The organism is Chromobacterium subtsugae (assembly GCF_035919665.1).
Lineage (GTDB): Bacteria > Pseudomonadota > Gammaproteobacteria > Burkholderiales > Chromobacteriaceae > Chromobacterium > Chromobacterium subtsugae.
Genome location: NZ_CP142381.1, coordinates 851,557 through 864,779 on the forward strand (window position 1 = coordinate 851,557; position 13,223 = coordinate 864,779).

Annotated in this window: 10 protein-coding genes; 5 read left to right on the forward strand and 5 right to left on the reverse strand. The window is 69.0% G+C overall.

Features of this window, described 5'->3' with window-relative positions:
• Positions 1–173: 173 nt before the first annotated feature.
• Positions 174–2,120, reverse strand: a complete 1,947-nt coding sequence (locus U6115_RS04240) for a TonB-dependent copper receptor (protein WP_052878039.1) — start codon at positions 2,118–2,120, stop codon at positions 174–176.
• A gap of 115 nt (positions 2,121–2,235) precedes the next feature.
• On the opposite strand from U6115_RS04240, the gene U6115_RS04245 reads away from it, so the two are divergent.
• From U6115_RS04245 to U6115_RS04265, 5 genes are all read left to right on the forward strand, one after another.
• Positions 2,236–3,492 (forward strand): ATP-binding protein, encoded by a 1,257-nt coding sequence (locus U6115_RS04245; RefSeq protein WP_156504599.1) that lies wholly within the window; start codon positions 2,236–2,238, stop codon positions 3,490–3,492.
• On the forward strand, positions 3,489–4,013 hold the full coding sequence (locus U6115_RS04250; RefSeq protein WP_043577065.1) for a response regulator transcription factor: 525 nt from the start codon (positions 3,489–3,491) through the stop codon (positions 4,011–4,013). Before U6115_RS04245 ends, U6115_RS04250 begins: the two co-directional genes overlap by 4 nt.
• 121 nt (positions 4,014–4,134) lie before the next feature.
• The gene (locus U6115_RS04255) at positions 4,135–5,766 is read left to right on the forward strand and encodes a 3-(methylthio)propionyl-CoA ligase (protein ID WP_080770262.1); all 1,632 of its coding nucleotides are present in this window, start codon (positions 4,135–4,137) and stop codon (positions 5,764–5,766) included.
• A gap of 381 nt (positions 5,767–6,147) precedes the next feature.
• Positions 6,148–8,025: a methyl-accepting chemotaxis protein gene (locus U6115_RS04260; protein WP_043577238.1), complete on the forward strand. Its 1,878-nt coding sequence runs from the start codon at positions 6,148–6,150 to the stop codon at positions 8,023–8,025.
• Positions 8,026–8,110: 85 nt separating this feature from the next.
• Positions 8,111–9,937 (forward strand): tetratricopeptide repeat protein, encoded by a 1,827-nt coding sequence (locus U6115_RS04265; RefSeq protein ID WP_043577067.1) that lies wholly within the window; start codon positions 8,111–8,113, stop codon positions 9,935–9,937.
• 13 nt (positions 9,938–9,950) lie between these two features.
• On the opposite strand, the gene U6115_RS04270 is transcribed toward U6115_RS04265, so the two are convergent.
• The 4 genes from U6115_RS04270 to U6115_RS04285 all read right to left on the reverse strand — a co-directional run bounded on the left by U6115_RS04270 (position 9,951) and on the right by U6115_RS04285 (position 13,223).
• Positions 9,951–11,333, reverse strand: coding sequence for an FAD-binding oxidoreductase (locus U6115_RS04270; RefSeq protein ID WP_043577069.1), 1,383 nt, complete (start codon positions 11,331–11,333; stop codon positions 9,951–9,953).
• Positions 11,330–11,998 carry a M15 family metallopeptidase gene (locus U6115_RS04275; protein ID WP_230623400.1) on the reverse strand — a complete coding sequence of 223 codons (669 nt, stop codon included), beginning with the start codon at positions 11,996–11,998 and terminating at the stop codon, positions 11,330–11,332. The genes U6115_RS04270 and U6115_RS04275 overlap by 4 nt, the downstream gene beginning before the upstream one ends.
• A 14-nt stretch (positions 11,999–12,012) precedes the next feature.
• Positions 12,013–12,489 (reverse strand): cupin domain-containing protein, encoded by a 477-nt coding sequence (locus U6115_RS04280; RefSeq protein WP_230623401.1) that lies wholly within the window; start codon positions 12,487–12,489, stop codon positions 12,013–12,015.
• Between the two features lie 110 nt (positions 12,490–12,599).
• Entirely contained in the window at positions 12,600–13,223 is a 624-nt protein-coding gene (locus U6115_RS04285; protein ID WP_043577079.1) for a glutathione S-transferase family protein, read from the reverse strand.

Below are 13,223 nucleotides of genomic sequence, written 5' to 3' on the forward strand. Positions count from 1 at the left end.
TTATTGTTATGCAAGCCGTAGGGCGGATGCCCCATGGGGCGATCCGCCATCGGTCGCAGGCAGTCGCTTTACGCCGTGCCCCGCATGCGTTTAGGCGAGCGCCGGTCTGCTTGGCGGTTGATGGCGAGCGGCGGAACGCCCGGCTTTGCCGGGCTTCCGCCCTACGCCAGGCATTACCAGTGCGCCTGCAGCTTCAGCCACAGCGTGCGGCCCGGTTCGTTGACGCGGGTGGTGCGGGCATAGCCGGCCACGTCGGCGCCGCCGCTGCTGATGTGCTCGGCGTAGGCGCGGTTGAACAGGTTGTCGACACCGGCGGTGAGCTTCAGCGCCTTATTGACGCGCCAGCCGCCGTTCAGCGACAGCGTGGCGAAGCCCGGCGTCGGGCCGATGTCTTGGCTGGCGATATTGCCCTGGCCGATGGCGTAGCGGTCTTGCCCGGCGGCCACGCGCCAGACGGCGGCGGCGGCCCAGGTCTGGTTGTCCCAGGCCAGGCTGACGCTGGCGCTCAGGGGCGGCGTCTGCGCCAGCGGTTTGCCATCGGTGGTGTTGGCGCCCCAGCTGTAAGCGGCGCTGCCGGACAGTTGCCATTGCGGCGCGAATTGCCAGGACGCGTCGGCCTCGACGCCGTAGCGGTAGGCCTGGATGTTGCGGGTGGTCTGGGCGGCGCTGTCGTCGACCAGCAGGAAGTCGTCGATGCGGCTCAGGTAGCCGGAAAGCGAGCCCTGGATCCGTTCGCTCTTGTACAGCGCGCCGATGTCGAGCTGGGTATTGCGCTCCGGCTGCAGCACCGGCCGGCTGGCGGCGACATAGCTGCGCTCCCAGTAGTCCGGCGCGCGCTCGGCGACGCCGACGCCGGCGTAGGGCGTCCAGCTGCCCAGTCGGTATTCGTAGCGGGCGAAGCCGCTGAACAGCCGGTAATCCTGCAGTTGCTCGCCGCGGCCGGCGGCGGCGTCGTAGTAGGCGCGCGCGCGGTCGTGGCGCCAGCCGGCCACCAGCTTGCCGCCGCCCAGGGGGGTGTCGCCTTCCAGGTAGAAACCGGCGCGTTCAATGTGTTGATCCGGCACGCGCGGCAGACTGGCGTAGTCGAGCCCGCCCACGCGGCTGGTGTGGCGGTCGTTCTGCCAGTCCACGCCGGCGGTCAGCTCGATGCCGGCGAACGCCAGGTCGGCCTCCAGCTTGGCGGCGTCGGTCTTGCGGTCCGGGTTGCTGGCGCGCGGCGGCTTGCCGGCGGCCAGCGGCCGCAGCGTGTAGTTGTCCATCACGTGGTCGGCGTAGCTGCGGTTGGCGGTCAGCCGCACCGCATCCAGCCACGGCGCCAGATTGCGCTGCTCGGCCTTGAAGCCCCAGGCGCGGCGGTCGAATTGGCTGCCGTCCATCATGCGGTCGGCGTAGGCGGCGCGGCCGTTGCTGAAGTCGCCGGAGATTTCCAGCGTGGTGTCGCGCGTCGGCGTGAAGCCGGCGATCACGCTCTGGCTGTCGCGGCGGTAGGCCGAATGCACTTTCCGGCCGTCGCCGTCGCGGTAGTCGCCGGCCTGGTTGTGCGAGTCGATCAGCCGCAGATAGCCGAGCTTGCCGCCCGCGGTCAGGTCGGCGTAGGCGTCCTGGCGGCCGGCGCTGCCGGCGAGCAGGCTGCCGCCGAAGCGCAGGCCCGGCTCGTCGAACGGCTTGGTCTTGCGTTCGAAGCTGACCGCGCCGCTGATCAGCGCGCCGCCGTATTTGACCGACTGCGGCCCCTTGATCACCACCAGCTTGTCGTAGGCGTCGGGAAACAGGTAGGCGGTGGGCGGGTCCATCCGGCCCGGGCAGCCGCCGTAGACGAAGCCGCCGTTGGCCAGGATGTTGAGGCGCGAGCCGCCCAGGCCGCGCAGCAGCGGATCGCCGGAGCTGCCGCCCTTGCGCACCACGTCGAAGCCGGGAATGGTTTTCAGCAGGTCGGCGCCGTCGCCGGCCGGCACCGGCTGACGGGGCGCGCGCGGATCGGTCTCCACCCGCAGCGGCTGGTCGGTCTGGACGGCGGTGACGACGATGCGGTCGCCTTGGAAGGTGGGCAGGTCGGCGGCAAAGGCATGGCATACCGCCAGCGCCAGCGGCAAGGGCAGCAGGGAGGTTTTCAGCGTCATCGGGAAAGTGTGAATTTGTTTTAAGTTCGCGGCGATGCTAGTGCAAACCATCCTGGCCAGGAATGCGGCATATTGTCGCAGCGGCTCCGCCGGGGCTTGGTGGTAAAGTGGCGGCATGATGCGGAATCCGATATTCAGGCCGGGACAGGCCGACGACGCCGGGCAGGCCGGTTTGCGCGTGCGCCGGCTGCGCTGGCTGATGCTGCTGCTGGGCTTGGCGGTGCTGGCCGGCTGCGCGCTGCAGCAGGTGGAGCTGCCCTGGCTGCTGGCGGGCCAGGCGCTGGCCACGCTGGCCGCGGTCAACCTGCTGCTGCCGCGGCTGCCGGCCTGGGGGCTGGCGGCCGAGCACGCGCTGCGGCTGGGGCTGCTGGCCGACGTGCTGGTGCTGACCGAGCTGCTGGCCTTCAGCGGCGGCGCCGCCAACCCGCTGGCCTCGCTCTACTTGCCGCCGGTGCTGCTGGCGGCGCTGCTGTCGCCCGGCTGGTTCGCCTGGCTGCTGGCCTGGCTCAGCGTGGCCGCCTACGGCCTGCTGTTCGAGTGGCATCTGGATTGGCCGCTGAACGGCGGCAACGCCGCCTATGCCTTCAATTTGCACCTGTCCGGGATGTGGCTGACTTTCGCATTGTCGGCGCTGCTGATCTGCGGCTTCGTCTCCCGGCTGGCGCGCCAGCTGCGCAAGCGCGACAGCGCGCTGGCCGAGGCGCGGGAAACCCAGCTGCGCGACGAGCAGCTGCTGGCGGTGGGCATGCAGGCGGCCGGCGCCGCCCATTCGCTGTCCACCCCGCTCAACACCCTGACCTTGCTGGTGGACGAGCTGATCAGCGAGCGGGCGCAGGACGAGGCGCTGAGCCAGGACCTGCGCCTGATGCGCGCGCAGCTGACCAGCTGCAGCGCCACGCTGGCGCGCCTCAAGCATGGCTCCGAGCCGCAGTCGGGGCCGCGGCCGCTGTTCGCGGCGCTGGCGGAGCGGCTGGAAGGCTGGCGCAGCCTGCGGCCGGACGTCAGGCTGGAATGGCAGGCGCCGCAGGGCGAGGACCCGGAGGTGTGGTTGGACCCGGCGTTCTGGCCGGCCTTGTTCAACTTGATCAACAACGCGGCGGAAGCGGGCGGCGGCGAGGTGGCGGTGGCGGCGCGGCTGCGCGGCGGCCGTTTGTCGCTGGACATCGTCAACCGCCAGGGCTGCCTGAGCGAGGCGCAGCTGGCGCGCGCCGGGCTGACGCCGCTGGATTCCGCCAAGCCGGCCGGCCTGGGCCTGGGCATGATGCTCAGCCACGCCACGCTGGCCAGGCTGGGCGGCACGCTGAGCCTGGACAACCGCGCCGAGGGCGGCGTCCATGCCCGCATCGAGCTGCCGCTGAAGGAGCGGGCATGAGCGACTTCCTGCTGATAGACGACGACGAGGCCTTCTGCATGGTGCTGGCGCGCTCGCTGGCGCGGCGCGGCCACGCGGTGCAGTGCGCCCGCGACGCCGACGAGGCGCTGCGGCTGGCGGCGCAGGGGCCGGCGCGCATCCTGCTGGACCTGAACCTGGCCGGCGACAGCGGCCTCAGGCTGCTGCCGGCGCTGCGCGCGGCCAGCCCCGGCAGCGCCATCGTGGTGCTGACCGGCTACGCCAGCATCGCCACCGCGGTGGAGGCCACCAAGCTGGGCGCGGTGCAATACCTGGCCAAACCGGCCGGCGCGGCGGAGATCCTGGCGGCGTTCGAGCAGCAGGCGGCCAATCCGGAACTGTCGGTGGCGCCGCAGCCGATGTCGCTGCGCCGGGTCACCTGGGAGCACTTGCAGCGGGTGCTGGCGGAAAACGACGGCAACATCTCCGCCACCGCGCGCGCGCTCAATATGCACCGCCGCACGCTGCAGCGGATGCTGGCCAAAAAGCCGGTGAAAAGCTGAGTCAATTGCCATGACGAATATATAAATCGGGCAATGGCCGGCCATCAGAAAATATGATTGGAGCCGGCGCTCCAATGCGGCGTAACTTGCGGATTCCATACCGACAACAGGGGGAGGCAAGATGCTGCATGGACAGATGATGGACCAGCCGTTGTTGATTTCCGACCTGCTCGCGCACGCCGAGCGCTTCCATGCCGATACCGAGATCGTATCGCGCACGGTGGAAGGCCCCATTCACCGCTACACCTACCGCGACGCCGCCCGCCGCGCCCGCCAGCTGGCCAACGCGCTGCAGGCGCTGGGCGTGCGGGGCGGCGACCGGGTCGGCACGCTGGCCTGGAACGGCTACCGCCATTTCGAGATCTACTACGCGGTGTCCGGCAGCGGCGCCGTCTGCCATACCGTCAACCCGCGGCTGTTCGCCGAGCAGATCGCCTGGATCATCAACCATGCCGAAGACAAGGCGCTGCTGTTCGACCTGAGCTTCCTGCCGCTGGTGGAGCAGCTGGCCGGCCAATTGCGCAGCGTCGAGCATTTCGTGCTGCTGGCCGACCACGCCCACCTGCCGGCGGATAGCGCGATTCCCAATCTGCAAAGCTACGAAGACCTGGTGAACAGCCACAGCGACGTCTACAGCTGGCCGCGTTTCGACGAAAACACTGCTTCCAGCCTGTGCTACACCTCGGGCACCACCGGCAACCCCAAGGGCGTGCTGTATTCGCACCGCTCCACCGTGTTGCACGCCTTCGGCAGCTCGCTGCCGGACAGCTTCGACATCTCGGCGCGCGCGGTGGTGATGCCGGTGGTGCCGATGTTCCACGCCAATGCCTGGGGCCTGCCCTACAGCTGCGCGATGAACGGCAGCAAGCTGGTGCTGCCGGGGCCGAAGCTGGACGGCGCCAGCCTGCAGCAACTGATCGCGACGGAGGGGGTGACCACCACCATAGGCGTGCCGACGGTGTGGATGCAGCTGTTGCAGCATTGCCAGCGCGAAAAGCTGCCGCTCTCGCCGCTCAAGCGCGTGATCGCCGGCGGCTCGGCGGTGCCGGAGAGCATGGTGGAGCAACTGGCGGAGCACGGCGTGGAAATGCGCCAGCTGTGGGGAATGACCGAACTGTCGCCCTGCGGCACCACCTGCACGCCCAAGCTCAAGCACGCCGCTCTGGCCCCGGCCGAGGCGCGCAGCCTGCTGACCAAGCAGGGCCGGCCGATCTACGGCGTGGACATCCGCATCGTCGACGACGCCGGCCTGCCGCTGCCGCACGACGGCGTCTCCTTCGGCAATCTGCAGGTGCGCGGCCCCTGGGTGCTGTCGCAGTATTACAAACGCGAACTGGACGCCAACCACAGCGCCGACGGCTGGTTCCACACCGGCGACGTGGTGACGATAGACGCCGATGGTTTCATGCGCATCACCGATCGCACCAAGGACGTGATCAAGTCCGGCGGCGAGTGGATCAGCTCCATCGATCTGGAAAACATCCTGGTCGGCCATCCGGCGGTGGCCGAGGCGGCGGCGATCGCGGTGCAGCATCCGAAGTGGGACGAGCGCCCGCTGATGGTGGTGACGCTGAAGCCGGGCGCCCGGGCCAGCCGCGACGAGCTGCTGGCCTTCTTCGACGGCAAGATCGCCAAGTGGTGGACGCCCAACGACGTGGCCTTCGTCGACGAGCTGCCGCACACCGCCACCGGCAAGCTGCTGAAGATGAAATTGCGCGAGCAATTCCGCGACCACGCCTGGCCGGAAAAATGAAGAATGGATTATTTGCTCTATTTTTGTGGATTTTTGTAGAGCAATTGCGCTAGAATGGCGGCTGCACTGAGAACCGCAAGGTTTTGAGGTGTTAGCCCCTCGAAATATCGCGCTGGCCACAGCCAGTCCGATGTTTCTTCCTCGTGTTGACCCCTGCCGCTTAGCCGCAGGGGTGTTTTTTTATGCCGCTGCGCATGTGGTATTCACATCGACTGATCTTCCGCTTGCACCTATCATAATTAAAACCGCATGAGCTTTATCAAGCGCCGTTGGCCCGGCCTGGTTTAGCGTATCGACAAGGTTTTCCAATAAATCATTATGAATCCGTCCGGGGATGGCGATGCCCGCCTGGGCCGCGCCGGCAGAACCAAAGGGAACGACATGAAATCACTGCGCAGCCGTCTGATAGCGCTCAACGCCTTGCTGATGGCGTTGTTCGGCCTGGTCCTGGTGACCATAGTTTTCACGCAGATGCGATCAGAAATCCTGGAGGGGCTGGATAACGAATTCGCCGCCAGCCTGAAGGGGCAGAGCTCGGTGGTGACCACCTGGCTGGGAGAGAAGAAACAGCAGATCGTCGCCCAGACCGCGGTGGCCGGCGAGGCCGACGCGCTGCGCTTCCTCAAGGTGGGCACCAAGGCCGGCGGCTTCAACGTCAACTACGCCGGCTACGCCGACGGCCGCACGCTGTTCTCCGACGACTGGGTGGCCCCGGCCGACTACAAGGTGGCCGACCGCGACTGGTACAAGCAGGCCCAGGCCGCCGGCCAGCCCATCGTCACCGACCCCTATGTCGACGAGGCCACCAAGAAGCTGACCGTCACCATCGCCGCGCCGTTCAATCACAACGGCGCCTTCGCCGGCGTGGTCGGCGGCGACGTGATGGTGGACGCGCTGGTGAAGTCGGTGCTGTCGCTGAAGGTGCGCGGCAACGGCTATGCCTTCATCGTCGACAAGAAGGGCACCGTCATCGCCCACCCGCAGGCCGACCTGACGCTGAAGCCGATCACCAGCGTAGTGCCGGCGCTGAGCGCCGACAAGCTGGCGCAGCTGGTGCAGAACGACAAGGCCTCCGATGTCGACATCGGAGGCAAGAGCATGCTGATTTCCGCCCAGGCGATCCCCGGCACCAGCTGGGTGCTGGCGCTGGTGGCCGACCGCGACGAGATCCTGGCGCCGCTGCACACCCTGCTGTACACGATAGGCGGGCTGACGCTGCTGGTGTTCGCGCTGATGATCCCGTTCGCCAGCCTGGTGATAGGCAAGATGCTGGCCGGCCTCACGCGGCTGAAGGCGGCGATGGAGGACATCGCCCGCGGCCAGGGCGACCTGACCCTCAGGCTGAAGGACGACGGCCAGGACGAAATCGCCGCCACCGCGCGCGCGTTCAATACCTTCGTCGCCCAGCTGGGCCACCTGTTCCGCGGCCTGAAGGGCGACGCCGCCGGCGTGGTCGGCGGCGTGCAGGACGCCAGCCAGCTGGTGGCCGACGTCGCGCAAAGCTCGCGCCACATTTCCGACGTGTCCTCGTCCAACGCCGCCACGCTGGAGCAGATCACCGTTTCCATCTCCCACATCGCCGACAGCGCGCGCCAGGCCGATGAGCTGGCCAGCGCCACCGGCCACAACCTGGCCTCCAGCGCCGACAATATGCAGCGCCTGTCGTCCGGCATGGAAAACACCGTGCAGTCGGTGCGCGGCCTGGAAGAGATGCTGTCTTCGCTGGACAAGCGCTCGCAGGAAATCTCCGGCATCACCAACGTGATCCGCGATATCGCCGACCAGACCAATCTGCTGGCCTTGAACGCGGCGATCGAGGCGGCGCGCGCCGGAGAACAGGGCCGCGGCTTCGCGGTAGTGGCCGACGAAGTGCGCAAGCTGGCCGAGCGCACCGCCCAGGCGACGCTGGAAATCTCCAATATGGTGGGCGCGATCCGCGAGGAAACCGGCCGCGCCGTGGGCGACGTCAACTCCACGGTGCAGGCGGTGGACGAAGGCGTCGGCCTGACCCGCGAGGCGGTGGACAATATCGCAGCCATCCGCGCGTCCATGCTGGAGGTGGTGGCCAAGATGAGCGAAATCTCCAATTCCACCCAGGAGCAGCACAAGGCCACCACGCTGATCGCGCAAAGCTCGGAAGCGATCAACGGCCACGTGCTGGAAAACGACGATGTGCTGCAGAACGTCAGCAGCACCTTGCAGGGCCTGGCCGGCAACGCCGGCAAGATGGACGCCGAGTTCAATAAGTTCCGCCTGTAGCGCGGCTGCCGCGTCCGCCAGCGCCGCCTTGCCAGGCGGCGTTTTTGCGTCGATTATCCGAACAAGTTCTTTGCGGGAAAAACCGATGCCGCCCCTGTCCGCCGATACCCTGCGCGCCGCCCGCCTGTTGGCCGAAGGCGAGCTCGCCGCCGCCTTGCAGGCCGCGCAGCAAGGCCTGCAGGCCGAACCCGCCAACGCGCCGCTGTGGAATTTGCTGGGCGTCTGCGCCGTCCGGCTGGATCAGCCGCAACTGGCCGAGCAATGCTGGCGCCAGGCGCTGCAGCATGACGCGGCCACGCCGGACGCGCATTACAACCTGGGCTGCCTGCAGGCGGAGCGCGGCCACGCGGCCGAAGCCGAGGCGCACTACCGCGCGGAGCTGGCCCGCGACGCCGGCCATGCCTCCAGCCTGGGCAATCTGGGCACGCTGCTGCTGGAGCAGGGGCGGGCGGCGGAAGCAGAAGCCTGTTTCCGCCAGGCGCTGGCGCTGCGGCCGCAGTCGGCGCTGGCGCACTACAACCTGGGCCGGCTGCTGCGCCAGCTGGAGCGCCGCGAGGAGGCCGCCGACTATCTGCGGCGCGGCCTGGCGCTGGAGCCGGACGACGCCGAGGCGCAGCAGCTGCTGGGCCAGCTGCTGGTGGAGCTGGGCCGCGCCGACGAGGCCGAGGCGCTGCTGCGCGCCGCGCTGCGGCGACAGCCGAACCATGTGGCGGCGCTGAACAATCTTGGCCTGCTGCTGATGGAGCGGCGGCGCTGGGCCGAGGCGGAGGACTGCCTGCGCCGGGCGCATGCGCTGCAGCCGGACGCGGTGCTGGGCAATCTGGCGGCGCTGCTGTCGGCCACCAGCCGGCCGGCCGAGGCCGAAGCCCTGCTGCGCGCCGCGTTGCTGGCAGCGCCCGGTAATGTCGACTGGCTATGCCTGTTGGGAGTGGCGCAGCTGGAGCAAGGGCGCGGCGCGGAGGCGGAGCGCGCCTGGCGCAGCGGCCTCGCGCTGTCGCCGCGGCACCGCCGGCTGCGGCAAAACCTGGGCTACTTGCAATTGGCGCGCGGCGAGTATCAGGCCGGCTGGCGAAACCACGAGGCCAGGCTGCAGTCCGGCCACTATCCGCAGCCGGGTTCGCCGCGTTGGCAGGGCGAGGCGCTGGCGGGCAGGCATCTGCTGCTGGTGTTCGAGCAAGGCTACGGCGACGCCATCCAGTTTTTCCGCTACCTGCCGCTGCTGCGCCAGCTCGGGCCGGCCCGCCTGACGCTGATGTGCCGCGAGGCGCTGCTGCCGCTGTTCGCCGCCCAGGGCCTGGCCGACGCTTGCCTGCCTATCCGCCGGGTGAACCCCGACTTTCCGCCGCACGACTGCCATGTGTTTTCGATGAGCCTGCCCGGCCTGCTGCAGGCCGAGCCGCTGTCGCTGCCCAGCTATCTGCGGGCCGATCCCGCGCTGGCCGAGGACTGGGGCCGGCGCCTGCCGCGCGGCGGGCGCAGGATAGGCTTGCTGTGGCGCGGCCATGCCGCCCATCCGTTCGACCATTGCCGTTCGCTGCCGGGGCCTGAGCGATTGGAGGCGCTGTGCCGGCGCGACGCCGTCTGGATCAGCGTGCAGCCGGACCCTACCCCGGAAGAGAAGGAATGGGCCGGCCGGCACGGCGCGCTGGAGCTGGGGTCGGGGTTGAGCGATTTCGCCGCCAGCGCCGCGCTGCTGACGCAGCTGGACCTGCTGATCGCGGTGGACACCGCGATGGCCCATCTGGCTGGCGCGCTGGGGGTGCCGTGCCGGCTGCTGCTGTCCTGCGAGCACACCGACTGGCGCTGGGGCGAGCAGGGAGACGCCACGCCGTGGTACCCGTCGCTGCGGCTGGTTCGCCAGCGCCGCGGCGAGGACTGGGCGGCGGCCATCGCCCGGCTGGACGTCGGCTAGGCCGCCGCCGCGCTCATAGCCATTTGCCCGGATTCATCAAGCCGTCCGGGTCCAGCGCCCGCTTGATGCCGCGCATCAATTCCAGCGCCAGCGGGTCTTTGTAGCGGACCAGCCAGTCCTTCTTCAATTGGCCGACGCCGTGTTCGGCCGCCAGCGTGCCGTCCAGCCGGTAGACGTGGTCGTAGACGATGGCGTTGACCGCCGGCTCGTCGTCGAACAGCTCGGCATTGCCGGGGCGGGTGTAGCTGACGTTGTAATGCAGATTGCCGTCGCCGGCGTGGCCGAAGGCGACGATGCGCACGCCGGGGAAGGCCCGCTCCAGATCCGCCGCGCAGTCGCGCACCAGCCGCGGCAGCGCCGAGGTCGGCACCGCGATGTCGTGCTTGATGCTGGGACCGTCCTTGCGCTGGCTTTCAGATATCTCCTCGCGCAGCGTCCACAGCTTGCGCCGTTCGGTTTCGTTTTGCGCCACTACGCCGTCCAGCATGTGCTGCGCCGACAGCCATGCCACCAGCGCGTCGTTCAGCTCGGCCGGATCGCCGCCGTCGGACAGCTCGATCAGCGCCAGCCACGGCGCGGAAAACGGCATCAGACTGGGATGGTGGCGTTGCAGCACCTGCTGGCAATTGGCGTCCATCACTTCGAAGGCGGTGAGGCGGTCGCCGAAGCGGTGGCGCAGCCGGTTCAGCCAGGCTATCGCCGTCTCGATGTCTTCTACGCCGACCATCGCGGTCGCATGGGCGCTGGGCAGCGGAAACAGCTTCAGCGTGGCGGCGGTGATCAGGCCCAGCTGGCCTTCGGCGCCGATGAACAGCTGCTTCAGGTCGAGGCCGGTGGTGTCCTTGCGCAGGCCTTGCAACTGGTCCAGCACGCGGCCGTCCGGCAGCACCACTTCCAGCCCCAGCGCCAGCTCGCGCATGGTGCCGTAGCGCAGCACCGCCACGCCGCCGGCGTTGGTGGACAGGTTGCCGCCGATCTGGCAGCTGCCCTGCGAGGCCAGCGCCAGCGGAAACAGCCGGCCGGCGGCTTCGGCCGCCTGCTGGGCTTCTTGCAGCGTGACGCCGGCGTCCACGGTCAGCGTGTTGTTGTCGCCGTCCAGGGCGCGGATGGCGCGCAGCCGGCGCATGCCCACGATCAGCTGGCGGCCGCTGCCGTCCGGCGTGGCCGCGCCGCAGGTGGAGGTGTTGCCGCCTTGCGGCACGATGGCGACTTTGCGCGCGCGGCACAGCTTGACCAGCTCGGCGACTTCGGCGGTGGAGCCCGGCAGCGCCACCGCCAGCGGCGCGCCCTGGTAGCGGCGGCGCCAGTCCAGCGTGAACGGCGCGGTGTCGGCGGCGGCGGTCAGGATGTATTGCGGGCCGATGATGGCGGCCAGTTGCTGCAGGAAGTCGTTCATGCGGATTCCAGAAAGCTTTCGTCGACGGCGGCGTACAGCGCGGCCGGCGCGCCGCTGACGGCCGCCCAGTAGCGGTCGCCGTACGACCAGTGCCACCACTCGGACGGATAATTGACGAAGCCGGCGTCGCGCATCGCCAGGATCAGTATGCGCCGGTTGGCGCGGGCTTGCGCGCAGAGGCCCGGGCTGTCGGTGTAGCAGGCGCCGCGGGATTCCTCGGCGTCGGCGTTGAACGGGCAGCCCATGTCCAGCTCCGCGCCGGCCGCGTCGATCAAGGTCACATCCAGCGCGGCGCCGGTCGGGTGGGGCGCCACCGCCGGCGGCGCGACGTAAAGGCTGGCCTCGCGCAGCAAGGCCGCCTCGTCCAGTTCCGGCTGCAGACCACGCAAGCGGACCAGATGCTCGTCGTAGGAGCGGCGCTGGCGCGCCAGCGGCCGGTAGGCTTCCTTGACGTACAGGCGCAGGCCGTCCGGCAAGCGTCCGGCGGCGTCGCGCAGCCGTTCCGCCACCGCCTGCCTGGCTTTCAGGAAATGGGGGCTGCGGCTGGAGATCTGGCTGCGGCTCCGGTCCACCGCCCAGTCCGGATAAGCGGCCAGGTCGACGAAGGGCTCGGCATGGCCGGCCACGGGAATGTCCAGCAAGGACGGATCGGCTAGCGTCAGCATTTTGTCCATCGGTTTCAGAACGGTCCGTCGCTGTCGCGCAGCTTGTCCGGCAGACCGTCGTGGCCGCCGTCCGGCCGCGCTGGCGCGGCGGCCCAGTGCAGCTTGCCGATGGCGGCGTTGCGCGCCGGGTGGCGCGGATAGTGGACCTGGTTGTCGGCGCGGGTGGCGTCGCCGACCACCAGTAGGCGGACGGCTTGCTCGGTGTTGTTGATCACGGTGTGGGCCTGGCCGTCTCCTGCCTTGAAGCCGACCGAATCGCCCGGCTGCAGCCGGTGCAGCGCGCCGTCCAGCCATAGGTCGGGCTCGCCTTCCAGCACGTGGATGAATTCGTCCTCGGTGCTTTCGGCATGGGGCCAGCTGGTGCGCTGGCCGGGTTCCAGCCGCTCGTGGTGGATGCCCAGCCGGGCAAAGCCGAAATGGCGGCCCAGCGGCGCGCCGCGGGCCAGGTCCTCCTGGCTGTCCGGATAACGGCTGGGTTCGGTTTTTTCCAATTCTCGCCAATGGCGGATACAAGAGGGTCGGCTCATCTGGGGGCTCTCTATTTCTCTGTGTTTGTCCAATCGCCGCGGCGCAGGTCTATCGCCTGCTGGCGCCGCGCGCCTTATTCCGGAATGTCCGGAGACATCAGCTCGTCCGGATGCTGCCAGCCCGGCTGGGCGGCGATGCGGGCCAGCCAGGCCTGGACATGGGGCCAGTCGGCGATGGCCAGGCCGGTGTCGGCCAGCCACCACAGGTAGCCGCAGAGCGACACGTCGGCGATGCTGATCTGGTCGCCGGCTAGGTAGCGGCGCTCGGCCAGCTCGGTTTCCAGCACCGCCAGATCGGCGCGCAGCCGCGTTTCCAGCCAGGCTTCCACCGCCGGTTCGTAGTGGGCGATCAGGCGCGAGTAGCGCAGATTGGGCAGCGACAGGCCCAGCCGGTTGGTTTCCCAGTTCAGCCATTCTCGCACGCGCTGGCGCTCGCCCAGGGCGCCGCCCAGCGCGCCGTAGCTGTCGGCCAGCCATTGCAGTATCGCGTTGGACTGGCACAGCGGCACGCCGTCGGCCACCAGCACCGGTACTTCGCCGAAGCGGCTGGCGGCGCGGAAATCTTCCAGGCGTTCGGCGCGCGGCTGCGAGATGTCGACATGGACATAGTCGTGCGAGATGTCGGCCAGCATCAGCGCCAGCCGCACCTTGTAGCTGTGGCCGGAGTAGCGGTTGCCGTACAGGATCAGATTGCTCAT

Coding starts and splice junctions, on each gene's coding strand:
- U6115_RS04240 (WP_052878039.1), bottom strand. CDS start 2,120: ATGACGCTGAAAACCTCCCTGCTGCCCTTGCCGCTGGCGCTGGCGGTA.
- U6115_RS04245 (WP_156504599.1), top strand. CDS start 2,236: ATGATGCGGAATCCGATATTCAGGCCGGGACAGGCCGACGACGCCGGG.
- U6115_RS04250 (WP_043577065.1), top strand. CDS start 3,489: ATGAGCGACTTCCTGCTGATAGACGACGACGAGGCCTTCTGCATGGTG.
- U6115_RS04255 (WP_080770262.1), top strand. CDS start 4,135: ATGCTGCATGGACAGATGATGGACCAGCCGTTGTTGATTTCCGACCTG.
- U6115_RS04260 (WP_043577238.1), top strand. CDS start 6,148: ATGAAATCACTGCGCAGCCGTCTGATAGCGCTCAACGCCTTGCTGATG.
- U6115_RS04265 (WP_043577067.1), top strand. CDS start 8,111: ATGCCGCCCCTGTCCGCCGATACCCTGCGCGCCGCCCGCCTGTTGGCC.
- U6115_RS04270 (WP_043577069.1), bottom strand. CDS start 11,333: ATGAACGACTTCCTGCAGCAACTGGCCGCCATCATCGGCCCGCAATAC.
- U6115_RS04275 (WP_230623400.1), bottom strand. CDS start 11,998: ATGCTGACGCTAGCCGATCCGTCCTTGCTGGACATTCCCGTGGCCGGC.
- U6115_RS04285 (WP_043577079.1), bottom strand. CDS start 13,223: ATGAGCAATCTGATCCTGTACGGCAACCGCTACTCCGGCCACAGCTAC.